A 26576-nucleotide genomic window follows, 5' to 3' on the forward strand; every position below is an offset into this window, starting at 1 on the left:
CTAGGCCGGGGCCGGGGTGCTGCCGGGCTGATAGGTGCCGATGATCCAGACGTTGCCCTCGAGGTCTCGGGCGGCGTACCCGCGGGACGTGCCGAAGTCCTCGTCCTTGAGTTCCCGGATGATCTCCGCGCCGGCCGCGACGGCGCGGGCGTGGTGCGCGTCCGGGTCGTCCACCACGAGGTAGAGGCCGCCCTGCCCGACCTCGGTGGCCAGGCGGGTGCCGGTGCCGACGGAATTGACCATCACCGCTGAGCCGCGCCAGCCGAGCTCGGCGTGCGCGATGGTCCCCTCGGGGCCGGGGAACACCACGTTCTTGGTGAACCCGAACGCCTCGACCAGCCATTCGATCGCCTTTTCGGCATCCCGGTACAGCAGACACGGGTAGATGCCGACCGCATTCTCCGTCATGCCCGAACGCTACGACGCGGGCCAGCGCACCAACAGCCGTTCAGGTCCGTGGAACGAGGTGTTCGGGGCGTGACCGAAGTCCTGGCCGGGCACCAGTTCCAGCGCGGGCAGGCGGCGGGTCAGTTCCTCCAGGACGACACGCAGTTGCAGCCGGGCCAGGTGCGCGCCGAGGCAGGCGTGGTTGCCGTCGCCGAAGGCCAGGTGCCGGCGCACGCCGCGGCGGGCCGGATCGAACGTGTCCGGGTCGGCGAACATCTCGGCGTCCCGGTTGGCCGACGCCGTCACCAGCAGCAGCCGGGCCCCGGCGGCCAGCGGCACGCCACCCAGGACGGTGTCGCGGACCACCCGGCGCCGCCAGGCGACGACGGGGGGCCGCAGCCGCAGGCACTCCTCCACGGCGGCCGGGATGCCGGCCGGGTCGGCGCACAGCGCCGTCCACGCACCCGGCGTCTCCAGCAGCGTCCGCACCGCGTTGGCCGCGCCGGACGCCGTGGTCTCGTGCGCCGCGGTGGTGCCGTTGAGCACCAGCGACTGCAGGTACGAGTCGCTGAACAGCTCCGGGTTGCGGGCCTGGGCGCGAACCGCGTGGGCGATCCAGCCGGCGCCCCGGCCGCCGGTCTCCTTGAGGCCGCTCACCAGGCGGGCGGCGTACTGCCAGTACCGGCCCATCACGTCGCACGCGGCCACCTGCTCGTCGTCGGTGGGCAGCCCCCAGTTGAACACGGCCTGGGACACCGAGTAGCCGCGCACCTCGGCCAGGTCCTCGTCCGGTACGCCCATGAAGACGGCGACGACCAGGGCGGGCACCTCCCACAGCAGCTCGGCCACCAGGTCGGCGTGGCCCCGGCCGGCGAACGCGTCGATCCGCTCGCCGACGAGCGCGCGCACGCGTGGTTCCAGCCGCTGCACCCGGCGCCGGGTGAACGGCCTGGCGAGCCGGCGCCGCCGCCGCAGGTGCACCGGCTCGTCCTCGTTCGCCAGCACCGGGCCGCCGGTGAACCGCCGGCGGACCAGCTCGCGCAGGGCGGGGCGGGACAGCGGGCGGTACGGGTCCATCGCGTTGGCGGCCGAGAACGTGTCCGGGTCGCCGAACACGGCACGCACGTCCCGGTACCGGGTGACGATCCAGTAGTCGAGGCCGGGGTGGTGGAAGACCGGCCGTTCGGCGCGGGCCCCGGCCAGACTCGCCCCGGCTTCGGCGTTGTAGGCGGGGCCGAACGGCTCGAAGTCCGCGGCGCCGGTCACCGGGCAGCGGGCGGGAGCGTCGGTCCGGGCGGGTCGTGCGTCCATGGTGGCCTCCGAAGGTGCCGTCCGGTCGCGGCTCAGGCGGCGACGATCGCCTCGAACTCCCGCCGGGCCGGACCCTCGACGGCGTCGTCGGTGACGGTCCGGCCGTCGAGGAAACCGGTCACCCGGCGCACCACGTCGCGGTCGCCGAGCAGCTGGGCGGGCGTGATGAGCAGGTGCGCCATCCGGCCGAGCGCGCGGGCGACGACCTCGTCCCGCCCGGCCAGCACCTCCATGCCGGCCATGAAGCGGGCGAACGGGTCGTCGGACACCGGCGGCGGCTGGCCGCGCAGCCCGGCCGCCATCCGCCGCAGACCGGCGGTGTCGGCGGTGACCTGGGTGCGGTACCACACGCCGAGGTTGCGGACGGTCCACGCCTCGAACGCGTCGGTGAACGCCACCGAGCCCGGGTCACCCGTCGTGTCCAGGGTGCGCGCGAGCTGCTGGGCGTGCAGGAACGCGATCGAGACGCCCCGGCCGTACGTCGGGTTGGTCTGGAGCGCGGCGTCGCCGAGCAGGACCAGCCCGGCCAGCGCCGGTCCGTCGTCGTCGTGCATCCGCTGCCAGCGGTTGGCGATGCCGGACATGGTGCGTACCGGTCCCTGCGGTACGCCCCGGCGGGCCCAGCGGTGGGTGTGCGGCACCGCGGCGATGAACCGGTCCCACGTGGCCGGGCGGCGCAGGGCGTGACGCAGCTCGTCCTGGTCGGACAGCGTCACCGACAGCGAGAACGTGCCGTTGTCGGCCGGGAACGCGAGCGTGGCGGCGTACCCGAGGCTCATCGCGAGCGGCCGATCCAGCGGCGGCAGCTCGGCGCCGGGCCGCAGCCGGTAGTGCCGGGTCAGGTAGACGAACCCGCACGGATGCACCAGCGCGGGCGGGCGGCGCACGTCGATCGAGTCGAGCAGCCGGGCGTGCCGTCCGGCGGCGTCCACGACGAGGTCGGCGGACACCACCTCGCCGGAGTCGAGCCGGACGCCGTCCACCGTCGGCACGCCGCCGTCCGGGCGCCCGGTGACCAGCGCGCGGGCGGTCGCACCGGGTCGCAGCCGTACGGTCGGTTCGCGGCCGACGGCGCGGCGCAGCACCGCCTCGTGCATCAGCCGCCGGGCGGCGAGCGCGAACTCGTCGGCCGGCGGCGGCCCGGTGTGCAGGCGGCTGACCGGCACCCGCACCGCGCCGGCCGCGACGAGGTCGTCCAGGACGTCCGGCGCCTCCTCGGCCAGCACCCGGCACGACCGGGCCAGGAACTTGTGCGAGTGCCGTCCCTGCGGCAGGCCCGGCCGGTGCCAGTCGGTGAACCACCGGTCCGCGCCCGCGCCGTCCGGCGGCGCGGCGGCGTCGCGCTCCAGCAGCGTCACCTCGTGGCCCCGGCGGGCGCAGAACAACGCGGCGGCCAGGCCCGCCATGCCGGCCCCGACGACGGCGATCCGGCTCACGTCAGCGGCGGATGTTGGAGAAGAACCGGATCGCGGTACGCCGCAGCGCCGGCTCGGACCACTGCGGCGGCTCGACCGGCTCGGGAGCGCGGCCGAGGACGGTGGTGAGGGCGTCGCGCAGCGCCCGTTCCGGGTCGTCGGGCCGGGACAGGGCCCGCCACACCACGTAGCCGTCCGGCCGGACCAGGACGGCGGTGTCCGGGCCGAGGTCGTAGCGGCGTGCCGCCTCGCCGGTGTGGTCGGTCAGGTCGGCGCCGAAGGCGTACACCGGCAGTGGCACGCCCAGCGCGGCGGCCTGCTTCTCGGCGGCGGCCCGCCACGGCGTGCCGGGCGAGCCGAGCAGCAGCACGTGGTCGCGGCCGAACAGGTCCAGCAGGGAGATCTCCCGGTCTCCGTGCCGGACCGGGACGTGCGGCGCGCGGCTGCCCGGCCGGGCCTGCGCCAGTTCCGGATCCTCCAGCAGGTCGCCGTCGTCGTCGGGTTCGGTGCTGACGAACGGCGAGTGGACCCGGTAGCCCAGGTGCTCCCAGACCGGGCTCACCTCCTCGGCGAACTGCAACGTCTTGAGCTGTGGCGCCATCCGTTCGGAGAGGCGGTGCAGCTGCCGGTTGGCGGTCGACTCCCCCACCGGTCGCCGCTCGGCGTCGTAGCCGGTGAGCAGGTTCGGCCCGGCGTATCCGGCGACGACGGCGGCGATGCGCCAGGCGATGTCGTAGCCGTCCTGGATCGCGGTGGCGCCGCCCAGGCCGCCGGTCTGCGGCATGACGTGCGCGCTGTCGCCGGCCAGGAACACCCGGCCCTCGCGCATCCGGTCGGCCACCCGGTGGGCGATGACGAACGTGGACTGGTCGGTGATGGTCACCTCCAGGTCCGGCTCCACCATGGCCTTGCGGACCAGTTCCACGCAGCGCTCGTCGGTGAAGTCGTCGTCGCTCTCGCCGCGCTCGATGAAGTAGTTGATGCCGAGCAGGTGGGCGCCGGAGACGCCGAACACCTCGCGGGCGTTCTCCAGGTACGCGTACAGGCCGGTGAACTCGTCGTTCTTGAAGTACGTCAGCAGCGCCTTGCGCCCGGCCAGCAGCTCGGTCAGGTCGGCGTCGAAGAGGATGGTCCGGCACCGCCACAGCTCGCCGACGCCGTGCGTGGGCAGTTCCAGCCACTCGCGGACCGGCGCCTGCCAGCCGTCGGCGGCCACCAGGTAGTCGGCGGCCACCCGGTAGCGGCGCCCGGTGGGCAGGTCGACGAGGGTGGCCACCACGCCGTCGTCGTCCTCGTCGAAGGACTCCAGCCGGGTGGAGAAGCGCAGGTCGCCGCCGAGTTCCTCGGCGGTGCGGCGCAGGATCGCCTCGATCTTGGACTGCGGCAGGGCGCCGAAGCCGGCCGGGGTCAGCCGGATCAGCCGCGACATGGTGTCGTCGTTGCCGGCCAGCAGGACCTCCGGGTTCGGATCCTTCATGTCGGTGGCGATGGTGATGTGGGCCTCGTTGACGAAGTCGATGACGTCGGCGGCGAGGATCTTCTCCTCCAGGCCGGGGATCTGGCGCAGCAGCTCCATGCTGCGGTGCACGATGCCGAAGGCCTTCGGCTGCACCGAGGTGCTCGGATGGCGTTCGACGAGGGTCACCGGCACACCGCGCCAGGCCAGGAAGAGCGCCGCGGTGAGCCCGGCGTAGCCGGCGCCGACGACGATGACCCGGGTCCGGTGTTCGATCGCATCCTCAGACATGGGTTAGGACTACCACGAGTGTCCGGACCGGCAGTAGAGCGCAGATAGCAGATACGCCCATAGACTCCTCGCCATGTCGTACACGGAGATCCCGGCCTCCATCGGTCAGCGGCTGATGTGGTTCCTGGCGCACTACCGAGCCGAGACGGCGTCGGTCAACTGCCCGGCCGGCTTCCGCATCCGCGGGCCGCTCGACCCCGGCAAGCTGGCCGGCACCGTCGACATCCTGATGCGGCGGCACGAGTCGCTGCGCACCACGCTGCACCGGCGCGGGCGCGACCTGGTGCAGCGCGTCCACGAGCCCGGCCCGACCCGGGTCGAGTGGACCGAACTGCCGGCCGGCGCGGAGGCGGAGGTCCAGCGGCAGTACGCCGACGAACTGCGCGCCCCGATCGCCGTCGAGCAGGCCCCGGTCCGCTGGCGCGCCTGGCGGATCGGCGCCGACGACCACGTGCTCTGCGCCAACATGCACCACCTGGTCTCCGACGCCTGGTCCTGCGGGGTGCTGATCAACGACGTGATCGCGCTGCTCGGTGACGGCGCGCCACCGGCACCGGTCGGCTGGCAGTACCGGCAGTTCTCCGCCTGGCAGCACGAGCAGAGCGCCTCCGGGCAGTTGCGCGCCGACCACGACTACTGGGCCGCCAAGCTCGACGGGATGCGGGTGCCCGACCTGCCCGCGCGGCGCCCCGGTCAGGGCGCGCCGCGCCCCGGGCTGGCGCTGCACGAGTTCGGCGACGTGGACGCGGCGGCGCTGCGCGCGTTCGCCAAGGCCGAGCGGACCACGCTGTTCCCGGTGATGCTGGGCCTCTACTACCTGCTGCTGCACACCGAGACCGGCGCCGACGATCTGGCGGTGGCCTCGCTGTTCGCCAACCGCACCCGGCCGGAGGTGCAGCTGACCGTCGGCTTCTTCGCCAACATGCTCGTGCTGCGCACCCGGCTGGCCGACGGCGGCTCGTTCCGCGACCTGCTCGCCGCGACCCGCCGTACCGTCCTGGACGCCGTCGTGCACCAGGGCGTGCCCTACCAGACGGTGCCGGTGCCGGCGCTGCGCGAGGCCGGCGGCCGGGTCAACGACGTGGTCTTCCAGATGCTGCCGGACCGGGCGCCGGACTCCTGGTCGCCGACGGCCGTGCGCAACGGGCTGGAGATCGACACGTTCCGGCCCAGCCAGGGGCTGAGCCGCTTCGGCCTGAGCCTGACAGTCATCCCCCGCGCCGACCGGTTCGACGCCCGGCTGTCCTACGCCGAGGACCAGTTCGAGCCGGCCTGGGCGCAGGACTTCGTCCGCCGCTACGCGGAGCTGGCCGGGCGCGTCCTGGCCGACCCGGACGCGCCGCTGCGCCGCCTGGTCGCCGCCGCCGGCCGCTGAGCCGCCGCCGGCGCACCCGGCCTCGGCGCCGGGCGCACGGTCGCGGCGCAGGGCGCACGGTCGCGGCGCAGGGCGTGCGCGGCCGGGCCGACCGCCGACACGGGACGGGCCGGCCCTCGTCGAGGGCCGGCCCGGTCGCTCGGTACGTCTCAGGCGCTCGCCGCCTGCTTACGCGGCTCGGCCACGACAGTCGCCCCCTCGGACGGGGTGAGCAGCACGTGCGAGGTCTTCTGCGCCTCCGGACCGGCGCCGTCCGGGCGGCGCAGGTCCATCCGCTTGATCACCTCGGGGATGACCGCCTTCATCTCGATCATGGCGAACTGCGCGCCCAGGCAGTGCCGCCGGCCGCCGCCGAACGGCAGGAACGCCGACTTCGGCACGTCCTCGCCGAGGAACCGGTCCGGCCGGAACTCCTCCGGCGACTCGAACGACTCCTCCCGGCCGTGCAGCAGCGGCACCGACGGCGCCACCCACCAGCCGCCCGGCACGGTGTAGCCGCCGATCTCCAGCGGGCCGGACAGCGCCCGGGGCATCACCGGCACGATCGGCCGGGTCCGCATGGTCTCCTTGATGACGGCCTCCAGGTACGTCTCGTCGCCGTCCTTGGTCTCCTCCAGCAGTCGCCGGTAGACGTCGGGGTGACGGACGAGCCGCTCGAAGACCCAGGCCATCGCCGCGGCGGTCGTCTCGTATCCCGCCTCCAGCAGCGTCATGAGCGCGTCGCGCAGCTCCAGGTCGGTCATCGGCGTGCCCTCGTCGTCCGCGGCACGCAGCAGCTGGGACATGATGTCCTTGCGCTCGGCGTTGTCCGGCTCGGCCCGCCGCCGCCGGATCTCGTCGTAGAGGATCGCGTCGCAGTCCGCGCGCGCCTGGGTGAACCGGGCCGCCGCGCTGCCCGGGATCTTGCGGAAGATCGGCTCGATGCCGGCCCACGCCGAGCGGGACAGCACGAACGCCAGCGTCTCCATGCTGGACGCCGACGCGGTCAGCCGGGGCAGCATCTCCCGCAACTGGGCGACCCGTTCCAGGTCGCGGATGCCGAACACGACGCGCAGGAGCACGTCCAGCGCGATGGTCTGCATCTTGGGCCGGACCGGGAACGGCGTGCCGACCGGCCAGGTGGCCACCGACTCGACCGCGATGCGGCGGATCTCCTCCTGGTAGCTCTGCAGGTAGCGGGTGTGGAACGCCGACCCGATCATCTTGCGCTGCCGCAGCCACTCGTCGCCGTCGAGCACCAGGATCGAGTAGTCGCCCACCATCCGCTGCAGGAAGTCCTGCCGGGTACGGCCGGCGTTGCCGACGCTGCGGTCGGTGGCGAACACCTGGCGGGCGAGGTCCGGGTTGGCGACGTACACGATCGGCGGCATGCCGATGAGCGACACCGTGAAGATGTCGCCGTACTTGCGGTGGTTCTGGTCGAGGTAGTCGATCGGACCCCGGACGAACGACGCGGTCTGTACGAACCGCGGCGCGTTCGACCCCGGTGGAGTCTTCGAGGTGGTCGACCTGGTCGGAGCGGAAGTCATGCCAGTCTCCCCTGTGGGCAGGCGACGATCGCCACGGATGCACGCGTGGACGCTGCGGCGGCCGCCCCGTAACGAGGCCCGTTGCCCGCCCGGAGCACGCTCGCGGTGTCCCCGGCAGCGTCGCCCGCCGCGCCGCCGCGGCACAAGCGTTCAGGACGCCGCGCAACTGCGACCGGTCCGCAGTCGACCGGCCGGGCGGTACGGTGCCACGACCGTACCCAGCCCGTGCGGCCGGCGCAGTCGGCGCGGGTGCGGCCGGGAGGTGCGATGGAGGACCTGGCCACGGTGAGCGCGACCGCGTTGCTGCGCGCCCTCGACGCCGGCGCCGTGTCCAGCGCCGACCTGGTCCAGGCCCACCTGGACCGGATCGAACGGCTCAATCCGGCGATCAACGCGGTGGTGGCGGTGGACCGGGACCGGGCGCTCGCGGCGGCGGCAGCCGCCGACCGGGCCCGCGCCGCCGGGGAGCCCCGCGGCCCGCTGCACGGCCTGCCGATGACCGTGAAGGACGTGTTCGAGACCGCCGGTCTGGTGACCACCGCGGGCGCGCCCGAACTGGCCGGGCACCGGCCGGACCGCGACGCCGAGGCGGTCGCCCGGCTGCGCGCCGCCGGCGCCGTCGTGGTCGGCAAGACCAACGTGCCGCCGTACGCGGGCGACTTCCAGACCGACAACCCGGTGTACGGGCTCACCCGTAACCCGTGGGATCCCGGGCGCACCGCGGGCGGTTCCTCGGGCGGCTCCGCCGCCGCGCTCGCGGCCGGGCTCACCCCGCTCGAGCTGGGCAGCGACATCGCCGGGTCGATCCGGCTGCCGAGCCACTTCTGCGGCGTGTACGGGCACCTGCCGACCTTCTCGGCGGTGCCGACGCGGGGGCACATCCCCGGGCCGCCCGGCACGCTCGGCGCGTCGCCGCTGGGCGCTGTCGGCCCGATGGCCCGGCACCCGGCCGACCTCGACCTGGCGCTGGGCGTGCTGGTGGGCGGCGACGCGGGCGGCGTACCGGGCGGGACGCTGCCCCCGGCGCCCCCGGCGACGCGGCGGATCAGCGGCTGCCGGATCGCGGTCTGGCTGGACAACCCGCTGATGCGCACCGACCGGGAGACGCTGCGGGTGCTCCGGGAGTTCGTGGCGCGCCTGGCCGGCGCGGGCGCGCTGGTCGAGGACCGGCTCCGGCCGCCCCGGCCGTTCTACGAGTCGTACGAGATCTACCTGGAACTGCTGCTGGGCGTGCTCAGCACCGACTTCTCCGACGCCGACTTCGCCAAGCTGGCCCGGATCGCCCGCCGGGCCCGCCCCGACGACGACCGCCCGGTGGTGCGGCTCGCCCGGGGCCTCGCCCAGCCGTACCGGGCCTGGCACCGCAGCGCCGAGCGGCAGGCGCGGTCGGCCGCCGCGTGGCAGGCGGTCTTCGAACGGGTGGACCTGGTGATCACCCCGTCCGCGCCGCTTCCGGCGTACCCGCACCAGACCGACGCTCCCCCGCTGGCCCGGCAGCTCACAGTGGACGGCCGGCCGGCGCCGTACGCCGGGCAGCTGGTGTGGGCGAGCCTGGCGAGCCTGGCCCGGCTGCCCGCCACCGCCGTGCCGGTGGGCCGCACCGCGGCCGGGCTGCCGGTCGGGGTGCAGGTGATCGGGCCGCGCTGGGGTGACCGGGGCACGCTGGCCTTCGCCGCGGCGGTGCACGAGCTGACCGGCGGCTACACGGCCCCGCCCGGCTACTGAGCCGAGCGGCCGCCGGCCGCGCGGCGGACCTGGTCGCCCACCTCGACGACCGCGTACCAGCAGACGCTGCACGCGGCGCGGGCGCTGCCGTGGGCCTGCCGGAGGCGCTCGTGCGACTCGGCGCCCGGGGTGGAGCCGGCCGGCCACCGGGCCGCCACCTCGACGAGGTCGCGGGCCGCGTCGAGCACCGCCGCGAGCGCGTCGCCGAGCGGGTCGGCGCGGGGTCCGACCAGGTCGGCGACGGCGGACAGCAGCGCGTCGGCCCGTTCCACGGGGACGGGACGCGCGGCCGGGGCGGCGTCGGTGACCGGCCACCGGCCGTTGGCGACGGTCAGCCTGGTGCCGTTGGTCCGCGCGCCCGCCGGTTCGCCGGTCATGCCGTCACCGCGGCGCCGGGGCGGTCCGGGTCGTGTTCCCGTCCCGCCGGGACCGTCCAGCGGCCGGGCGGCCGGTGGTGCCGGACGCCGCCCACGTCGATCTCCACCGGCACCGGGGACTCCACTGTCACCTCCGTGCCCACGTCGACAGTGAGCGGGCCGTGCGGCGTCGGCACCGCCCCGCGCGCCCAGTCCAGGTCACCCAGGCGCGGCGCGACCCGGGCCCGGGCGAAGCCGGGTGCCGCCGGGCCCGCGCCGAGCGTGTACAACGGCAGGTCCCGGCTCGGCGTGGCGGACCAGCCGTGGCAGAGCGAGCCGCCCGACCAGGTCTCCGGCCAGGTGTCCGTCTCCTCCGTCAGCAGTGCCCGCCAGTCCCGGCACAGCCGGGCCACGTGCTCCGCGCCGCCGAGCGCGGCGACCGCGTCGTGCACCACGTACCGGAAGAACGGTTGTGCCGCGACCACCTGGCGGTCCACGTCCCAGTCCGGCTGCGGCGGGCCCATCGCGGCCCGCAGCGGCATGACGCCGAAGGACCACGCGCTGGTCACCCGGTCCTCCCGCGCCAGCAGGAACCGCAGCACCGCGGCCCGCGACGCGGCCGGGACGAGGCCGCCGACGACTGCCGCCGCGGCGGCGTGGTCGCTGAGGCCCGGAGCGGCCACGCCGTCGCGCGCCCAGTCCCGGTAGCCGCCACGCTCGGGGTCGAAGAAGATCCGGTACGCCTCGGCGAGGCGGCGGTGCTGCGCGCGCGCCCAGCGGGCCCGGCCGTGGTCGCCGAGCCACGCGGCCATCTCGGCGAAGTCGGTCAGGGCACGTCCCCACAGCCCGTTGAGCACCGCGCCGGCGCCGCGTCCCTGCACGCTGGCCCAGTCCAGCAGCACCCAGCCGGTGACGTCGGTGAGCAGCCCGTCGCGGGCGAACTCGGCGAACCAGCGCAGCACGCCCTCGGCCACCGGCAGCAGCGCGGCGACCTCGTCCCGGTCGCCGGCCCACCACCACAGGTTGCGTACCGACCGGATCCAGTGCAGCGACCAGTCCGGGATGGTGGTGGTGGCGCGGTGCTCGAAGTCGCAGGCCACCGCCATCGGCAGCAGCCCGTCCGGGCCGGGGACGGCGGCCAGGCGCGGATGCCAGCGGGCCAGCCGCCAGTCCGGGTTGGTGACCAGGTCGACGGCCTGGTGCACCACCGAGTCGCCGGTCCAGGCGCGCTGCTCCCGGGTCGGGCAGTCGATGTACGCGTCCTGCGCGGTCAGGTCGACGGTCCGCAGGCCGACCCGGTGGATCTCGTCCAGCAGCGGATCGCTGCACGTGAAGAACGGGCCGGCCGGCCGTGGGCGCAGCCGTTCGTACACGGTGACGGCGTCCACCGTGACCCGGCCGGACCCGGTCAGGCGCAGCACCGCGTACCGGCCGCCGCCCGGGTCGGCGGTCTCGAACGTGTCGGCGTGCCCGCGCAGGGTGTAGGAGAACGCGGCGCTCGGCGGCGACGGCGCGCCCTCGCCGTCCAGGCGTTCGCCGAGCGAGCCGTCGGCGACCACGCCGGCCGGGCCGGTCAGCCGCAGCGCGAGCGTGCCGGCGACGACCCGGCCGAAGTCGGCGGTGAGCACCTCCGGCGACCCGGCGTCCAGGTCGACCGTCAGGGGCAGCGTCACCGGCTCACCGGGCGTGCCGGGCCGGTGCCGCCGCAGCCCCGCCGGGATCCTCGGCGTCACGGCCGGCGGCGCGGTGGCACGCGGCGGCATCGGCCCGTACGGATCGGTGGGCGGGACCGCCCGGCCGATGCCCCCGAGGTGCAGGGCGGTGACCACGCGGGGCGCCGACCAGCCCTCGTCCGGGTGGCCGGGCCGCAGCCAGTCCGGGTCGAGCCGGCGGCCGTCGAGCACCTCCGGGCGGGCCTGGCCGAGACCGGACGGGCGCTGGCGCGTCCACGCGTCACTCACCCGGCAGCGCCAGGTCCGGTCGGTGCCGAGGACGCCGCCGGGCAGGTCGACCTCGGCGACGAGCACCCCGGCGCCGTGGCTGAACGTCGGCACCGCCGGCATCCACCAGGCGGTCGGTTCGCCGTAGAAGCGCACCAGCACCCCGACGACGTTGACGCCGGGACGCAGCGCGGGGGCCACGTCGACGGTGTCGTGGAGCAGGCGGCGGGGATGGCTGCGGGCCGGGCCGCGGGCCAGCTCCACCCCGTTGACCCACAGCACGTACCGGGAGTCGGCGGTGATCCGCATGGGCGCCCGCCCGGGCACCCGGTCGAGCGTGAACTCGCGCCGGAACAGCACCCGCCGGTCGTGGACCCGCTCGTCGACCTCCGGGATGCTCTGGAACTCGCCGGTGCGGCGGATGCCGGTGTCCTGGCACCAGATCCACCGGCCGGTCCACGGCCGGCGCCCGTCCGTCGTCACATCATCCATGGGTCCGGCACCGGCACGCCGAGCAGCGCCCGGCCCACGCGGGTCTCGTGGTATTCCGAGAAGTAGCCGTGGTGGCTGCCGGCGTTGATGTCGCGCCAGCACCGTTGCAGCGGCGACCGGTTGTAGAGGGCGCTACCCCCGGCCAGCCGGAAGATCGAGTCGACGGCGGCGGTCCCGGCGCGCATGGCGTTGCCGGTGGCCAGCCGCACCGCGACCCGGTCGTCCATGGTCATCTCGTCGCCGGCGAGCGTACGGTCCCACGCCCGGCCCAGCGTGTCCTGCACGTACGCGTGCGCGGAGCGCAGCTGCCCCTCGGCCCGCGCGACGGTCAGCTGGACCGACTGTTCCTCGGCCAGCGGCCGGCTCCCCCGCGACTTGTGCGGGGCCACGGTGACGAACTCGTCGATCGCGCGCCGGGCGATGCCCAGCGGGAACCCGGCGAACAGCACGCCCATGAGCGCGAAGAAGGACCAGCGGAAGATGGTCCCGTCCAGCTTGGCCGACTCGAAGATCGGGTTCGCGGTGTACTCCGGCGGCACCCGTACGCCGGTCATGCGCACGTCGTTGCTGCCGGTGCCGCGCAGCCCGGCGACGTCCCAGGTGTCGAGCACCTCGACGTCCGCGGCCGGGACGAAGACCAGCCGCCAGTCGGGGCGCCCGGGCGGGACGACGGCCGGCTTGTCGCCGTCCATCACCATCACGCCGTTGGCGAACCAGGAGGCGTTGCGGCAGCCGCTGTTGAACGGCCAGCGGCCCTCCACGACCAGCCCGCCGCCCGGATCCGGCGTCGCCTTGCCCAGCGGCGCGAACACGGTGGCGATGGCGCGTGGCCGGTCGGCCAGCACCGAGCGGGCGACGTCCGGCTCCAGCCAGGCGACGAAGAACGTGGCGTTGAGGCTGAGGATGGTGAAGCCGACCGAGCCGTCCGCGCGGGACAGCTCGGTGATGACGTCCACCACGGCCATCGGGTCGAGTTCGAGGCCGCCGAACGCCTGCGGCAGCATCAGGTCGATCAGCCCGGCCCGGGAGATCCGGTCCAGCAGATCGGGGGGTACGCAGCCGAGGCGTTCGCCTTCGGCGGCCCGGTCCGCGATCGTCGGCGCCAGTTCCCGGGCCGCCTTGAGGGCGTCGATCGTCACGGGGGTGGTCGAGGTCATTTGACGTTCCTCCACATTCGACACGCGTGCGGATCGGCCGTCGCCGGGTCAGTCTGCCAACGCCGGTACGGCCGGAACAACGATGTGCGCCGGCACAGCGGCCGGCTGGGTGCGGCCGAGCGGCGCGACCGCCTCGGCCAGCGCCGCGAACAGCTCGAACCGGCGCTCGTCGGCGTCCGCGCCCAGGTCCACGACCGCCACGTCGACGCCGAGTTCCGCGAGGTCCTGGAACCGCCGGTGCGCCGCCCGCGGGTCGGCCACGTCCTCGGCGCGCAGCGCGCCGAACGTGGTCCGCAGGATGTCGTCGTAGGGGCGGCCGGCCTGCTCGCAGTTGCGCCGCAGCAGGTCCAGCTTGAGCCGCAGCATCGGCAGCCCGCCCGCCTCGAACAGGTTGCAGGCGTCGGCGTAGCGGGCGACGAGCCGCAGCACCCGCCGCTCGTGCGCGCCGCCGACCAGGATCGGCGGGCGGCGCAGCGGCGGCGGGCACAGCCGGGGCCGGTCGAGCCGATAGTGCTCGCCGGCGAACGGGGTGGTGTCGCCGTCCCACACCTGCCGGGTCAGCCGCAGGATCTCCTCCAGCCGGGCGAAGCGCTCCGGCCACGACCCGACCGGGATGCCCATGTCCCGCTGCTCCCGCTCGTGCCAGGGCGGCCCGATGCCGAGCCAGGCCCGCCCGCCGCTGAGTACGTCCAGCGTGGCGACGGTCTTGAGCAGCACGCCCGGGTGCCGGTACGTCGCCGAGGTGGTGAGCGTGCCCAGCTCGATGCGGCTGGTCCGGGCCGCGACGAACGCCAGCGCCGTCCAGGACTCCGGCACCGGGTCGTCCTCGCCGCCGAACATGGGGATCTGGAAGAGGTGGTCGTTGAGCCAGAGGCTCGCCGCGCCGGCCCGTTCGGCCCGTACGGCGAACGCGGCCAGTCGTTCGCCCAGCGCCGCCGTCCCGCCGGGACCGGTGAAGTCGCCGACGAACACTCCCATCCGCATCCTGGTGCTCCCTCCACTGCGGTCCGGCCGGGTACGTGTGTGCCCGTCAGCAGCGCTGCAGGATCGAGGCGGTGCCCTGCGAGCCGCCGCAGCACATGGTGATCAGGGCCAGCTCCGTGCCGGTGCGTTCCAGCTCGTGCAGCGCGGTGGTGACCAGCCGGGCGCCGGTGGCGCCCATCGGGTGCCCGAGCGCGATGGCCCCGCCGTTGACGTTGACCCGGTCCAGGTCCGCGCCGAGGCGCCCGGCCCAGGACAGCACCACTGCGGCGAACGCCTCGTTGACCTCGTACCTGTCGATGTCACCGAGGCTCATCCCGGCCCGGGCGAGGATCCGGCCGGTGGCCTCCACCGGGCCGTCGAGCAGGTAGTACGGGTCGGCGCCGGTCACCACCTGGTGGGTCAGCCGGGCGCGGGCCGGCAGGCCGAGCGCCCGGGCCCGGCCGGCTGACATCCACAGCACCGCCGCGGCGCCGTCGGAGACCTGCGAGGTGGTGCCGGCGGTGTGCAGGCCGCCGTCGACAGTGGGACGCAGCGCGGCCAGCCCTTCCGGGGTGGAGGCGCGCAGCCCTTCGTCGACTGCGACCGGTGCGCCGCCGGGCACCGGCACCGGCACGACCTCACGGTCGAAGTGCCCGGCGGCCCAGGCCGCCGCGGCCCGCCGCTGCGAGCGCAGGCCGTACGCGTCCAGTTCGTCCCGGGTCAGCCCCTGCCGCGCGGCGATCCGCTCGGCCCCGCCGAACTGCAACCGGGGCGGGTCGTCCCACGGGTAGTCCTCGGTGCGGAAGTCGGCCGCACCGGTGAAGTTGCTGCCCACGGGCACCCGGCTCATCGACTCCACGCCGCAGGCGATGCCGACGTCGATGGCCCCGGCGTGGATGAGCGCGGCCACCAGATGGTTGGCCTGCTGGGCCGAGCCGCAGCTCACATCCACTGTGGTCGCCGCGACCCGGTGGTCCAGGCCGGTGGACAGCCACGCGTTGCGGGTCACGTTGAGGCCCTGCTCGCCGACCTGGGTCACGCAGCCGCCGATGATCTGGTCGACGTCCGCGGGCGCGACGCCGGTGCGCTCCAGCACGGCCAGCAGCACGTGGCGCAGCAGGACCGCGGCGTGGACGCCGCTGAGCGCGCCCCGGCGGCGGCCGATCGGGGTGCGGACCGCCTCGACGACGACCGGGTCGCGGTCGGGCGGGGTCACCGGGGCACCAACCGCACCGGCAGGCTGGTCCGGCCGCGCAGCACCAGGCTGCGGGTCAGCACCGGCTCCCCAGCCGGCTCCACCCGGATCGCGGCGGCGAACAGCTCGTGCAGCACCGCCGCGACCTCGGCGGTGGCCAGCCGCGCCCCGAGGCAGAAGTGCGGGCCCGCGCCGAAGCCGACGTGGTCGTTGGGGCGGCGGTCCGGCCGGAACTCGTCCGGCTGGTCGAACCGGCGGCCGTCGCGGTTGGCCGCGCCCCAGACCAGCAGCACCCGGGCGTCGGCGGGCAGCGTACGGCCGTGCAGCTCCACCGGCTCGCGGGTGCCCCGCCACAGCGCCTGCACCGGGGTGTCGTAGCGGATCGCCTCGTCCACGGCGGTCGGCACCAGGCCCGGGTCGTCGCGGATGCGGTCCTGCAACCCGGGGAAACGCAGCAGCGCGGCCATCAGGTTGGTCAGCAGGTTCGTGGTGGTCTCGATGCCGGCGACGAGCAGGAACGCGCAGAACGCCAGCAGCTCCTGCTCGGACACCCCGGCGGAGCGGGCGGTGGCGATCGCGTCGAACAGGTTCGCCCGGCCGGGCGTGGCGCGGCGGAGCTGACGGCTGAAGTAGCGGAACATCTCGATCCCCCGGCCCACCCGGGGCGGCCCGGACGCCTGGTCGAGGTCCTTGGTGATGACAGTGGACCAGTCCCGGAACTCCTCGTGCATGTCCGCCGGCACGCCGAGCAGGTCGGCGAGCACGAGCACCGGCAGCGGCTCGGCCAGGTCGGTGAAGAAGTCGCCGCACCCGGCCTCGCTGCGTTCCCGCAGCACCCGTACGCGCTCGCGGGCCAGTGCGCGGATCCGGGGCGTCGCCGCGGTCACCGAGGCGGGGGTGAAGGCGCCGGCCACGGCGCGCCGGAAGATCTGGTGCTCGGGCGGATCGGTGGCGATGAGCACCCGTACCGACGGCGCGCCGATGCGGTAGCTGACGCCGGTCTGCGGGCCGCCGGCGACCGCGAAGTCCGGGCTCATGCCGATCTTCGAGGAGAACCGGGCCGGGTCGCGGGCGATGGCTACCACGTCGTCGTACCGGGTCACCATCCACACGTCGTACTCGGGCAGGTAGCTGACCGGGTCGTGGTCGCGCAGCCGCGCGTAGGCCGGGTACGGGTCGGCCAGGACGGCGGGGTCGAACGGGTCGAACAGTCGCGCCGACTCCCGTGCGCTCGCGGTCATCCGCAGCCTCCCGCCGTGTCGGTGTCGTACGCCCCGATCCGCCGGGCCGCGCCGGCCGGGGCGGGCCGCCGCACCGGGGTGGGGTGTTCCAGCTCGGCGACGAAGTCGTCCACCCGGTCCAGGCCCCAGAACCGGTGCCGGCCGACGCGGAAGTACGGGATGCCGAAGATGTCGTCGTGGTACGCCTGTTCCAGGCAGTCGACCGCCTCGGCCCGGATCAGCGGGTCGTCGGTGGCCCGGGCCGCCGGTCCGGGGTCGAGCCCCGCCTCCCGGGCGATGCGCTCGACCGCCTCGACGGTGCAGATGTCCTCGCCGCGCTCCCAGCGGGCCGCGCACGCCGCCTCGTAGAACTGCCGGGCGCGGCCGGCCCGGCGGGCAGCCAGCCAGGCCAGGTGCGGCAGCTCCCACCACGGGTCGTCGTCGATCGGCCAGCGCATCGGCACGCCGACGCGGGCCGCCTGCCGTTTCGTGTCGTGCAGGATGTAGAGGTGCTTCGCCTTGCTCATCGGGGCGTAGTGCAGTTCCGCGCCACGTTCCCGCAGCGCCGCCTCGGTGACCGCGTCCGGGTTCCAGAACGGCACGAAGGTGACCCGGTCGTCCAGGTCCGGTACCCGCCGGCGCAGGACGGTGATCGCCAGCCAGCTGAACGGGCTGCGGAAGGAGAAGTGCACGCGCGGCTGCGTCTTCGGTGTCATCGGGCCGGCCTCTCCGCGTCGGTGCCGTACCTGGCGAACCGGTCGATCGACCGGCCGAGCCGGTGGGCGTGTCGCCGGTGGCAGAAGTGGTCGTAGTCGGGTTCGCAGGCGAGCAGGCCCAGCGGCAGCCGGTCGGTGAGCGCCCGCAGGTGGTCCCGGTTGAGCCCGGGGTCGCGTTCACCGCCGACCACCAGCACCGGGATCTCCACCGTCTGCACCGGCAGGTGGCCGCTGGCCAGGTACTGCTCGAAGACCGCCAGGAACGCGCTCGGGCCGGTGCGCTCCCACGCCCGTTCGAGCATCGACTCGAGGATGTCGGGTTCCAGGGACGTCTTGCGGGCGGTCAGCCGCGAGCGCAGCCCGTCGCTGATCTGGCGCTGGAAGATCCGCCGCGACCTGTCGAACGCGCGCCAGGTCACCGGCGCGTCGTGCGGCCGGTAGAACGGCGTGGTCAGCACCGCCGTGCGGGCCGGCGGTTGCGGGCTGGTGGCCAGCAGCTCCAGGATCGCGTTGGCGCCGAAGGAGTGCCCGACCAGGACGGTCGGTGGCGCGGGCAGCTTCGACAGCCCGGCCGCCACCCACTCCCCCGGCCGCCCGGCGTACCGCCAGGAGTAGTCGTTGCCGGCGTGCCAGGGCACGCACATCGCCAGCGTCCGCCACTGCGGTCCGAGGCTGCGGGCGAGCGCGGTCCAGCCCCGGCAGTCGTCCTCCATGCCGTGCACGAACACCGCGACCGGGCCGTCGCCGTCGGCGGCAGTGGCGTCCCGGTCGTCGGCGGTGAGGCCGTGCAGTCGCGGTGGGATCATCGCCGGCTCCGGCCCCGGACCACCGCGGCGCCGACGCCGCCCTCCGGCGTCCGCGCCACGAGCAGCGAGTACGCGCCGTCGCGGCCCGGGTCGGCGCGGTGCCGGGCGAGCACCGCGGCCAGTTCCCAGGCCCCGGTCGCCGCCTGGCAGTCCCCGACCACGTCGTCGACGTGCAGCCGCTCGGCCGGCGAGCGCCCGCCGAGCCCGTCGTCCACCGCCGACCAGACCTCGGCGTCGTCGCGCGCGTCGCCACGCCGGCCGCAGGCGACCGTGGTCACGTCCGCGCCGTCCACGCCGGCCTCGGCCAGCGTCGCCCGGACGAGTGCGGAGAGCGCGGCGGGCCGGGACTGGCCGGCCGGGCAGAAGCCGGCCCGCACGGCGAGGACGGCGCCGTCGGCCGGCCCGTCCGGTTCGCGGCGCAACACGAACGCGGCGCCGCCCTCCCCGGCGAGGGTCCCGCCGGTGCGTCGCACGGTCCAGGCGGCGTGCGGGGTGAACTCCTCCACCGTGGCGGCGAGCAGCACGTCCGCACGGCCCCGCCGGAACAGGTTCGCGCTGTAGCGCAGCCCGGTCAGGAAGGCCAGCGGCCCTCCGGCGACGGTCGCGTTCGGGCCGTGCAGCTTGTACCAGATGGCCGACTGACCGGCCGCGCAGTTCATCACGGTGTTCGGGAACAGCGCCGGGTTCACCAGGTACGGCGGCTGCTGGGTGAACGTCTCCGCCGCGTAGTCCACGCTCGACTTGACGCTGCCGGCGGTGGTGCCGGTGACGATGCCGATCCGGTCCCGGTTGTCGTCGGTCACCACCAGCCCGGCGTCCTCGATCGCGCGGCCGCAGGCGACCACGGTCAGCGAGGTGCGCCGGTCGAAGAAGGCGGTGCCGCGGCGGCGCAGGTGCGCCTTGACGTCGAAGCCGACCAGGGCGTGCGCCCGCGCGTCGGGCAGTTCGTCGGCGTACATGCCGGTGACCGGCACCGGCTGCGGCGCGGCGCCGAGCGCCGTGGCGAGCGCCTCCGGGCTGTCCGCGGCCGGGCCCACGACGCCCCAGCCGGCGATCGTCAGCGCGGTCACGACGGCGCCCCGAGCAGGACGATGGCGTTGTTGCCGCCGAACGCGAAGCCGTTGTTCTGGGCCACCCGTACCGGCGCCGGGCGGGCCCGGTTCGGGATCGGGTCGAGCCACGACATGGCCGGGTCCGGCGACGCCCAGTTCACCGTCGGCGGCAGGAACCCCCGGGCGATGGCGACGGCGGACGCGATCGCGCCGAACGCGCTCGCCGCGCCCATGGTGTGGCCGAGCATCGACTTGATCGAGCTGACCGGTGGCACCTTCCCGTCGAACGCCTCGAACAGCGCCTCCGCCTCGGTGGCGTCGTTGGCGGCGGTGCCGGTGCCGTGCGCGCAGACGTAGTCGACGTCCGACGGGCTGATCCCGGCGCTGTCGAAGGCCAGGCGCATGCACGCGGCGATGGTGGCCGCGTTCGGCGCGACCATGTGGCTGGCGTCGCAGTTCAGGGCGTAGCCGAGCACCTCGGCGTAGGGCCGGGCACCACGCGCGGCGGCGTGGTCGGCGGACTCCAGCACCAGCATCGCGCCGCCCTCCGCGGTGACCATGCCGGAGCGGTTCAGGTCGAACGGCGCGCAGGCGGTCTCGGCGACGGCACCGAGCCGCACGAACCCGGCGTGCGCCCACCGGCACACCGAGTCGGCGCCGCCGGTGAGCATCACCTCGGCGTCGCCGGCGGCGATCGCGTCGTACGCGTAGCCGATGGCGTAGTTGCTCGCCGAGCAGGCGGTCGCCAGCGTCACCGACTCACCCGTCACGCCCAGCTCCTCGTTCACGGCGAAGGCCAGCCGCCCGGCCGGCAACCCCGCCAGCAGCGCCGGCTCCACGGCGGCGAACCCGGCGTCGACCACCCGCCGGCCGAACTCCTCGGTCAGCTTCGACTCACCGCTGGTGGTGCCGACCACCACGCCGACCCGGTCCGGTGCCAGCGCACCGGCGTCGAGCGCCGCGTCCAGGCCGGCGTCGCGCACCGCGAGCCGGGCCGCGGCGGCCGCGAACAGGGACGAGCGGCCCCACGCCGCGACGTCGAGCCGGCGCAGCAGGTCCGCCGGGACGAAGTCGCGGACCTCACCGGCCATGGTGCGCGGGAAGCCGGTGGTGTCGAAGCTGCGGATCGGCCCGACACCCACGCGCCCCTCGCGCAGCCCCTGCTCGAAGGCGCGGGCCCCGATGCCGATGTTGGAGACCGGCCCGACGCCGGTGATCACGACACGGTTCATCGCACTAGCTGTCCCAGCCCGCGTAGGTGGCGGTGATCTCGTACACCGCCTTGAGGTTCTCCATCCCGGCCAGCTCCCGCTGCGGGATCTCCACCTTGTAGCGCTTCTCGATCCGCGCCAGCATCTCGATCGCCCGCAGCGAGTCGGCCTCGTACTCGTCCTGGAAGTCGGCGGTGTCCGTCAGCTCCGACGGCTCGACCTCGAGCACCTCCGCGACCAGCTCGCGCAGCTCCTCGAGGTGGGTTTGCTTGTCCGACATGACACTGTTCCTCTCCTGGTACGACGGTCGGTGGGGCACGGCACGGGCGTCACAGGACGATCCCGCCGTCGACGTGGAAGACCTGGGCGGTGATGTACGACGCAGCGGGCGACAGCAGGAAGGCCACCAGCGGCGCCACGTCGTCCGGTACGCCGAAGCGCCGCAGCGGGATGGCGGCGAGCGCCTTGGCGCGCGACTTCGACGGCAGCGCCGAGGTCATGTCGGTGTCGATGAACCCGGGCGCGACCACGTTGGCCCGCGACCCGTAGGGCGCCATCTCCTTGGCCAGCGAGCGGGTCAGGCCGATGATGCCGGCCTTCGCCGCCGCGTAGTTGGTCTGACCGGCGTTGCCGTAGACACCGGCGACCGAGGAGATGTTGACGATGTCGCCGGCCCGCCGCTTGAGGAAGCGGAACCCGACGGTGCGGCACAGGTTCCAGGTGCCGGTGAGGTTGACGTCCAGCACGTCCCGCCACTGGTCGGCGCGCATGAGCACGGCCGGGGCGTCCCGGGTGATGCCGGCGTTGTTCACCAGCCCGGTCAGCGGACCGACCTTCTTCTCCGCCAGCGCCACCAGATCCTCGACGGCGTCCGGGTCGGACACGTCGCAGGACTGGAACAGGCAGCGCACGCCGTGGGCGGCGACCTCCGCCTCGGCCGCCTCGGCGTCCTCGCCGTCGCGCCGGTAGCAGCCGGTGACGTCGTAGCCCAGGCCGGCCAGGTGCACCGCGACGGCGCGGCCGATGCCCCGGGAGGCGCCGGTGACCAGGACGTGCCCGGCGGACTCGGAGCCGCTCATTCCGGCGTACCCCCTTCCCCGGCGCCCGGCCGGAACTCGACGTAGGCGAACCCGCCCGGCAGCGCCACCGGCGCGGCCGGATGCACGGCCCGCAGGCCGGCCACCGCCCCCAGCGCCGCCAGTTGCGCGGCGGTGCGCTGGCGGCCGGCGAAGAGGGTGAGCATCTTCAGGTCGGCGGCGACCGACCACCGGTCCGGTTCGCCGGCCGGGATGTCCTCCACCACGAGCACCCGGTGGCTCACCGCGGCGCAGCGGCGCAGGATCGCCGCGGCGGTCGCGTCGTCCCAGTCGTGCAGGATGTCGAACAGCAGATGGGTGTCGCCCTCGGGCACGGCGTCGTCGAGGAAGCTGCCGGCGACCACGTCGCACCGGTCGGCCAGGCCCGCCTCCCGCACCGCGGCGCGCGCCCCGGCCGCCGGTCCGGGCAGGTCGAACACGGTGCCGCGCAGACCGGGGTGGGCGCCCAGGACGGCGATCATCGTGGCGCCGCGACCGCCGCCCACGTCGACCAGGTGCCGGGTGCCGTCCCAGGGCACCACGGCGGCCAGGTCGGCGGCGACGCGCCGGGACTTGCCGGCCATCAGCGCGTCGAAGGCGTCACCGCGGGCCGGGTCGGCGGCCAGATCGTCCCAGAAGGAGCGGCCGTGGACCCGGTCGTAGCCGGGTTCGCCGGTGCGCACCGCGTGCAGCAGCCCGGCCAGCGCCAGGTCCATCCGCCCGCCCGGCCCGTCCAGGTCCAGCCAGGCCCGCAGGCCCGACGGGTGGGCGGTGGCGAGCATCCGGCCGGCCGGGGTGACCGCGTACGTACCCGGCTCGGGCTCGGTGTAGAGGCCGAGCTGGACCAGGTAGCGCAGGAGCCGGCCGAGCGCGTCCGGGTCGGCTCCGCCGGCCCGGGCGAGCGCCTTGAGCCCGGTGTGACCGTCGGCGATGTGGTCGGACAGCCGCAGCGTGGCGGCGACCCGCACGGCGAAGGGCGGGAGCATCTCGAGCATCGCCGAGATGTCGGCGCGACGGGCCACCATGGTCAGCGGTCCGCCGTGTACAGCCGGCCCCGCGACCAGACCCGCGGCACGCCGCCCCAGCGCATCGCGGAGGCGGCGTCGGGGAAGAAGCCGCGTCCGGGGTGGTTGGCGCTGGTGTTGCAGAGCACCGGGATGCCGGAGTGCCGCTCGTACGCGGTGAGCAGTTCGAACAGCAGCGGATGGGCCGGGCCGACGGTCTGCAGCCGGGCGCTGCCGTCGGCGTGCACCACCGCCGGCACGCGGTCCCGCCACCCGGGCCGGATGTGGTGCTCGAAGAGCATGTACGGGTCGGGTGTGCCGGGGTCGAACACCTCCGGCGCCCGCTCCTCCAGGCAGATCGGTGCCACCGGCCGGTACGACTCGCGCAGCTTGATCTCGTTGAGCCGGTCCTTCATCGCCGGGTCGTGCGCCGGGGCGATGATGCTGCGGTGGCCCAGGGCGCGCGGGCCCAGCTCGGCCCGGCCGTCGACCACCACGACCGGCTCGCCGGTGCGGTGCAGCAGCTCGGCGAGTTCGGCGACGCTGCACGGGCGGCCGGTCCAGCCGGGCGGGACCGGCGAGTCGACGAGGTCCGGGCCGTCGAACACCGACCAGCGCAGCGCGGCGCGGCCGGTGCGGCGGAACAGCTCCGCGCAGGCGGTGCCGATGGCCGAGCCGGCGTCGTTCGGGAACGGCGGCACCCACACGTCGCTGAAGTCGCCGCTGGCCCGCAGCCCGGAGTTCCACTTGATGTTCAGCGCGCAGCCGCCGGACAGGCAGAGCGGCTCGCCGGCCCGCACGTACGCGGCGCCCGGGCCGGTACGCAGCCCGCGCAGCAGCAGCCGGAACAGGAACTCCTGGAACGAGGCGAGGATCGCCGCGTCCGAGAGCCCGAGCGGCGCGAGCCGGCGCCGCGCCTGATGACTCCAGAGGAACGCGCCGGTGATGCCGATCGGCAGCATCGACTCGGCCAGCTCGGTCATCACCGTGATCGCCTCCTCGCTGGCCGGGGCCAGTGAGGCGTACGCCATCGCCTTGCCGGAGACCGGCAGCAGCGCCTCCAGCTGGGCGAAGTCGCCCAGCCCGCCGAGCCGGCGGCGCTCGTCGGCGGGGACGCCGAACGGCGGGAACAGCGAGGCGAAGATCGGGTAGAGGGCACCGACGATCGGGACCACCACGCCGAGCGAGTGCAGCGCGGGCGTGGCGGGGTCGAACCGGTAGAGGGTGGCGGGCATGCCGCCGTCCCACACCAGGATCAGCGCGGCCCGGTCCGCCGCCGCGTACGGGCTGGTGCTGTAACCGGCGAACGCGTGGCCGGTGGCGTGCGGGTAGCTGGAGTAGTCGAAGGTCTTCGAGCCCAGCGGCAGGCCGCTGCCGGTGGTGCGCGGGTGGGCCGGCAGCGGGTTGCCGGGCTCGGCGATGACCGCGTAGCCGGCCAGGTCGATCATCTGCCGCCCGCCGTCGGGCAGCTCGATCTCCGCCGCGGTACGCCCGTCGCCGGACTGCACCCAGCCGTCGACGCTGATCGCGTCGATGTCGCCGATGCCCAGGCCGTGGCGTTCCAGCTCGGCCACCACGCCGCTCAGGTCGGTGAGGCGGGCGTGGCGGCGGCGGTTGCCGACCTTCTCCTCCTCGACCGACCAGAGCAGACGGTCGCCCCGGATCAGGGCGTGCGCGCCGTCGTGGGTCAGTTTCAGCCCGCAGATGACCTCGTCGTGCTCGGACAAGTCCGCACCTCCACCGATCGTTGCCAGCCCTCGCACGGTCCGTGGTGGACCGTCACTCCGTCGTGGCGGCCAGCGGCTCGGCGTCCTTGCTCTCCAGCTGCCGCACCACGTGGTTCTCGATGTCGGCGGCGGTACGGATGTTCTGCACGCTCTGCTCGTCGATCGGCGGCAGGTCGAACTCGTCCTCCAGGGCGAAGGCGAGCTCCAGGAGGGCCAGGGAGTGGTACTCCAGGTCCTCGACGAGGAGCACCTCGTCCTGGTCGCCCTTCTCCGGGTTGGGGGCCAGTTCGAGGACCAGCTCCCGCACCCGCTTCCGCGTCTGCTGCTCATTCGGAATCGGCACGGGGGCACCGTAACCCCGCCCCGAGCGCCCCCGGAAGCGTGCGCGAACTCGACCGCGGACACCCTCCGGAGGCGGGTTCAGAGGCGCTCGTAGAGCACGTCGTCGGACCACACGTACCGGGTGCGGCCCCAGGACATGGCGGTGCCCGGGTCGGGGAAGAAACCGCGTCCCGGCAGGTTCGCACTGGTGTTGCAGAGCACCGGTACGCCGCTGAGGCGCTCGTAGGCGCGCAGCAGGTCGTGGACCACCCGGTTGCCGGCGTCGACGGTCTGCAGCCGGGCGCTGCCGTCGACGTGCACCACAGCCGGGATGCGTTCCACCCAGCCGGCCCGGACGTCGTGGTCGAAGAGCATGTACGGGTCGCGGGTGCCGGGCGCGAACACCTCCGGCGCCCGCTCCTCCAGGCAGATCGGCGCCACCGGCCGGTACCACTCCCGGCCCTTGATCTCGTTGAGCCGCTGCTGCATGTCCCGGCTGGTGGCGGGCGCGATGAGGCTGCGGTGCCCGAGCGCGCGCGGGCCCAGCTCGGCCCGCCCGGTGAGCACGACGACCACCTCGCCGCGCTCGTGCAGCAGCGCGGCCAGGTCCTCGACCGGGCACGGCCGCGACGTCCAGCCCGGCGGCACCACGCCGTCCCAGCGCAGCTCCGGCCCGGCGAACTCGCTCCACTGCAGGCCGGTACGCCCGGTCGTGCGGGCCATCTCGGCGCACGCGGCGCCGATCGCCGAGCCGGCGTCGTTGGGGAACGGCGGCACCCACACCCGCGGGAAGTGCCCGCTGCTCCGCAGGCCGGAGTTCCACTTGATGTTCAGCGCGCAGCCGCCGGACAGGCACAGCGGCAGCGCCCGCAGCTCCGGGTGCCGGTCGAGCATCGCCACCATGCCGGTGACCAGGGCCCGGAACAGGTACTCCTGGAACGAGGCCAGCAGCTCGGCGTCGGTGGCGCCGAGGCCCCGGGCGAGCTGGAGCACCCGCTGGCTCCACTGGAACGAGCGCATCGGCGTGTCGACCGCGCCGAACTGCGCGGTGACGGTGCCCATCACGTCGATCACCGCCTCCACCGGTTTGCCCAGCCCGGCGTACGCCATCGCCTTCCCGGAGACCGGGAGCAGCGCCTCCATCCCGAACCGGCGGTCCGGGTCGGCGCTGCGCCGGTCGACCCGGAACGGGTCGAAGTGCGAGGCGAAGATCGGGTACAGGCCGCCGATGAACTCGTTGACCCGGCCGACGCCGCGTACCCGGGGCCCGTCCGGTTCGACCAGGTAGAGGAAGGGCGGCATCCCGCCGTCCCAGACCAGGCCGAGCGCCGGCTCGCCGCGCTGCGCGAACGGGCTGGTGCTGTAGCTGGCGAACAGGTGCCCGGTGGCGTGGGTGTAGCTGGCGAAACCGGCCGGGCCGAACCGCTGCGGCAGCGGGCCGTGCCGCGCGTCCAGGGGCCGCGCCGCGTCGGTCACCGGGTCCTCGTAGCCGGCCACGTCCAGCGGGTGCGGGCGCGCGCCGTCGAGCAGCCACACGTACGAGGTGCCGTCCCGGTCCCGGGCCCAGCCGTCGACGGCCACGCCGGTCAGCTCGCCCGCCGACAGGCCGTGCCGGCGCAGTTCGTCGTGGATCACGTCGATGTCGTGCAGTTCCGAGTGGCGGTTGTGGTTGCCGAGCTTCTCCGCCTCGGTGGAGAACAGCAGCCGACCGTCGTCAATCACGGCCACCGCGCCGTCGTGCGTGACCTTCAGTCCGCAGATCAGGGATCGTCCAGGCACCTTCGCAGCCTCCTCGCCGGGTCCGTTCAACTGGGCAGAATGCCCAGTTGCCCGCACCTGACCGGGCAGGCG

Annotated in this window: 23 protein-coding genes; 2 read left to right on the plus strand and 21 right to left on the minus strand. The window is 74.8% G+C overall.

From position 1 onward, the window contains the following. The 4 genes from NMK34_RS22290 to NMK34_RS22305 are packed head-to-tail and all read right to left on the minus strand — an operon-like array spanning position 1 to position 4860. Positions 1-408 carry a VOC family protein gene (locus NMK34_RS22290; RefSeq protein ID WP_269696771.1) on the minus strand — a complete coding sequence of 136 codons (408 nt, stop codon included), beginning with the start codon at positions 406-408 and terminating at the stop codon, positions 1-3. Positions 409-417: 9 nt separating this feature from the next. Continuing rightward, on the minus strand, positions 418-1698 hold the full coding sequence (locus NMK34_RS22295) for a cytochrome P450 (protein WP_318335052.1): 1281 nt from the start codon (positions 1696-1698) through the stop codon (positions 418-420). Between the two features lie 32 nt (positions 1699-1730). Continuing rightward, a complete protein-coding gene (locus tag NMK34_RS22300; RefSeq protein ID WP_318335053.1) occupies positions 1731-3134 on the minus strand; it encodes an FAD-dependent oxidoreductase in 1404 nt (467 codons plus the stop codon). Between the two features lies 1 nt (position 3135). Next, complete coding sequence (locus NMK34_RS22305) at positions 3136-4860, minus strand: FAD-dependent oxidoreductase (protein ID WP_318335054.1); 1725 nt, start codon at positions 4858-4860, stop codon at positions 3136-3138. A gap of 73 nt (positions 4861-4933) precedes the next feature. Between NMK34_RS22305 and NMK34_RS22310 the strand changes: the two genes are divergently transcribed. Then, a complete protein-coding gene (locus tag NMK34_RS22310; RefSeq protein WP_318335055.1) occupies positions 4934-6235 on the plus strand; it encodes a condensation domain-containing protein in 1302 nt (433 codons plus the stop codon). Between the two features lie 149 nt (positions 6236-6384). Here the strand turns inward: NMK34_RS22310 and NMK34_RS22315 are convergent, their stop codons facing one another. Then, a complete protein-coding gene (locus tag NMK34_RS22315; RefSeq protein WP_216933403.1) occupies positions 6385-7764 on the minus strand; it encodes a cytochrome P450 in 1380 nt (459 codons plus the stop codon). Positions 7765-8031: 267 nt separating this feature from the next. On the opposite strand from NMK34_RS22315, the gene NMK34_RS22320 reads away from it, so the two are divergent. Further along, positions 8032-9489, plus strand: coding sequence for an amidase (locus NMK34_RS22320; RefSeq protein WP_318335056.1), 1458 nt, complete (start codon positions 8032-8034; stop codon positions 9487-9489). On the opposite strand, the gene NMK34_RS22325 is transcribed toward NMK34_RS22320, so the two are convergent. The 16 genes from NMK34_RS22325 to NMK34_RS22400 all read right to left on the minus strand — a co-directional run bounded on the left by NMK34_RS22325 (position 9483) and on the right by NMK34_RS22400 (position 26504). Further along, the gene (locus NMK34_RS22325; protein WP_318335057.1) at positions 9483-9866 is read right to left on the minus strand and encodes a hypothetical protein; all 384 of its coding nucleotides are present in this window, start codon (positions 9864-9866) and stop codon (positions 9483-9485) included. The two genes, NMK34_RS22320 and NMK34_RS22325, sit on opposite strands and share 7 nt — an antisense overlap. After that, positions 9863-12277: a hypothetical protein gene (locus NMK34_RS22330; protein WP_318335058.1), complete on the minus strand. Its 2415-nt coding sequence runs from the start codon at positions 12275-12277 to the stop codon at positions 9863-9865. Before NMK34_RS22330 ends, NMK34_RS22325 begins: the two co-directional genes overlap by 4 nt. Next, the gene (locus tag NMK34_RS22335; protein WP_318335059.1) at positions 12265-13434 is read right to left on the minus strand and encodes an acyl-CoA dehydrogenase family protein; all 1170 of its coding nucleotides are present in this window, start codon (positions 13432-13434) and stop codon (positions 12265-12267) included. Before NMK34_RS22335 ends, NMK34_RS22330 begins: the two co-directional genes overlap by 13 nt. Before the next feature lie 48 nt (positions 13435-13482). After that, positions 13483-14418 carry a TIGR03560 family F420-dependent LLM class oxidoreductase gene (locus NMK34_RS22340; protein ID WP_318335060.1) on the minus strand — a complete coding sequence of 312 codons (936 nt, stop codon included), beginning with the start codon at positions 14416-14418 and terminating at the stop codon, positions 13483-13485. A 46-nt stretch (positions 14419-14464) separates the two neighbouring features. Beyond that, on the minus strand, positions 14465-15613 hold the full coding sequence (locus NMK34_RS22345; RefSeq protein ID WP_318335061.1) for a steroid 3-ketoacyl-CoA thiolase: 1149 nt from the start codon (positions 15611-15613) through the stop codon (positions 14465-14467). Further along, complete coding sequence (locus NMK34_RS22350) at positions 15610-16833, minus strand: cytochrome P450 (protein ID WP_135239710.1); 1224 nt, start codon at positions 16831-16833, stop codon at positions 15610-15612. The genes NMK34_RS22345 and NMK34_RS22350 overlap by 4 nt, the downstream gene beginning before the upstream one ends. Next, positions 16830-17528 carry a 2-hydroxychromene-2-carboxylate isomerase gene (locus NMK34_RS22355; RefSeq protein ID WP_318335062.1) on the minus strand — a complete coding sequence of 233 codons (699 nt, stop codon included), beginning with the start codon at positions 17526-17528 and terminating at the stop codon, positions 16830-16832. Before NMK34_RS22355 ends, NMK34_RS22350 begins: the two co-directional genes overlap by 4 nt. Then, positions 17525-18334: an alpha/beta hydrolase gene (locus tag NMK34_RS22360; RefSeq protein WP_318335063.1), complete on the minus strand. Its 810-nt coding sequence runs from the start codon at positions 18332-18334 to the stop codon at positions 17525-17527. Before NMK34_RS22360 ends, NMK34_RS22355 begins: the two co-directional genes overlap by 4 nt. Continuing rightward, on the minus strand, positions 18331-19404 hold the full coding sequence (locus NMK34_RS22365; RefSeq protein ID WP_318335064.1) for a beta-ketoacyl synthase N-terminal-like domain-containing protein: 1074 nt from the start codon (positions 19402-19404) through the stop codon (positions 18331-18333). Before NMK34_RS22365 ends, NMK34_RS22360 begins: the two co-directional genes overlap by 4 nt. Further along, positions 19401-20618 (minus strand): beta-ketoacyl-[acyl-carrier-protein] synthase family protein, encoded by a 1218-nt coding sequence (locus tag NMK34_RS22370; protein WP_318335065.1) that lies wholly within the window; start codon positions 20616-20618, stop codon positions 19401-19403. The genes NMK34_RS22365 and NMK34_RS22370 overlap by 4 nt, the downstream gene beginning before the upstream one ends. Before the next feature lie 4 nt (positions 20619-20622). Continuing rightward, positions 20623-20877, minus strand: a complete 255-nt coding sequence (locus NMK34_RS22375) for an acyl carrier protein (RefSeq protein WP_135239705.1) — start codon at positions 20875-20877, stop codon at positions 20623-20625. Positions 20878-20926: 49 nt separating this feature from the next. Then, positions 20927-21676, minus strand: coding sequence for a 3-oxoacyl-[acyl-carrier-protein] reductase (fabG, locus tag NMK34_RS22380; RefSeq protein ID WP_318335066.1), 750 nt, complete (start codon positions 21674-21676; stop codon positions 20927-20929). Further along, positions 21673-22668: a methyltransferase gene (locus NMK34_RS22385; RefSeq protein WP_318335067.1), complete on the minus strand. Its 996-nt coding sequence runs from the start codon at positions 22666-22668 to the stop codon at positions 21673-21675. The genes fabG and NMK34_RS22385 overlap by 4 nt, the downstream gene beginning before the upstream one ends. A gap of 32 nt (positions 22669-22700) precedes the next feature. Continuing rightward, positions 22701-24404 carry a carbamoyltransferase N-terminal domain-containing protein gene (locus tag NMK34_RS22390; protein ID WP_318335068.1) on the minus strand — a complete coding sequence of 568 codons (1704 nt, stop codon included), beginning with the start codon at positions 24402-24404 and terminating at the stop codon, positions 22701-22703. A gap of 52 nt (positions 24405-24456) precedes the next feature. Next, a complete protein-coding gene (locus NMK34_RS22395) occupies positions 24457-24747 on the minus strand; it encodes a phosphopantetheine-binding protein (RefSeq protein WP_216933389.1) in 291 nt (96 codons plus the stop codon). A gap of 77 nt (positions 24748-24824) precedes the next feature. Beyond that, positions 24825-26504 carry a carbamoyltransferase N-terminal domain-containing protein gene (locus tag NMK34_RS22400; RefSeq protein WP_318335069.1) on the minus strand — a complete coding sequence of 560 codons (1680 nt, stop codon included), beginning with the start codon at positions 26502-26504 and terminating at the stop codon, positions 24825-24827. Positions 26505-26576: the final 72 nt, after the last annotated feature.

Source organism: Micromonospora sp. BRA006-A, from assembly GCF_033433935.1.
In the GTDB taxonomy this organism is placed as follows: domain Bacteria; phylum Actinomycetota; class Actinomycetes; order Mycobacteriales; family Micromonosporaceae; genus Micromonospora; species Micromonospora aurantiaca.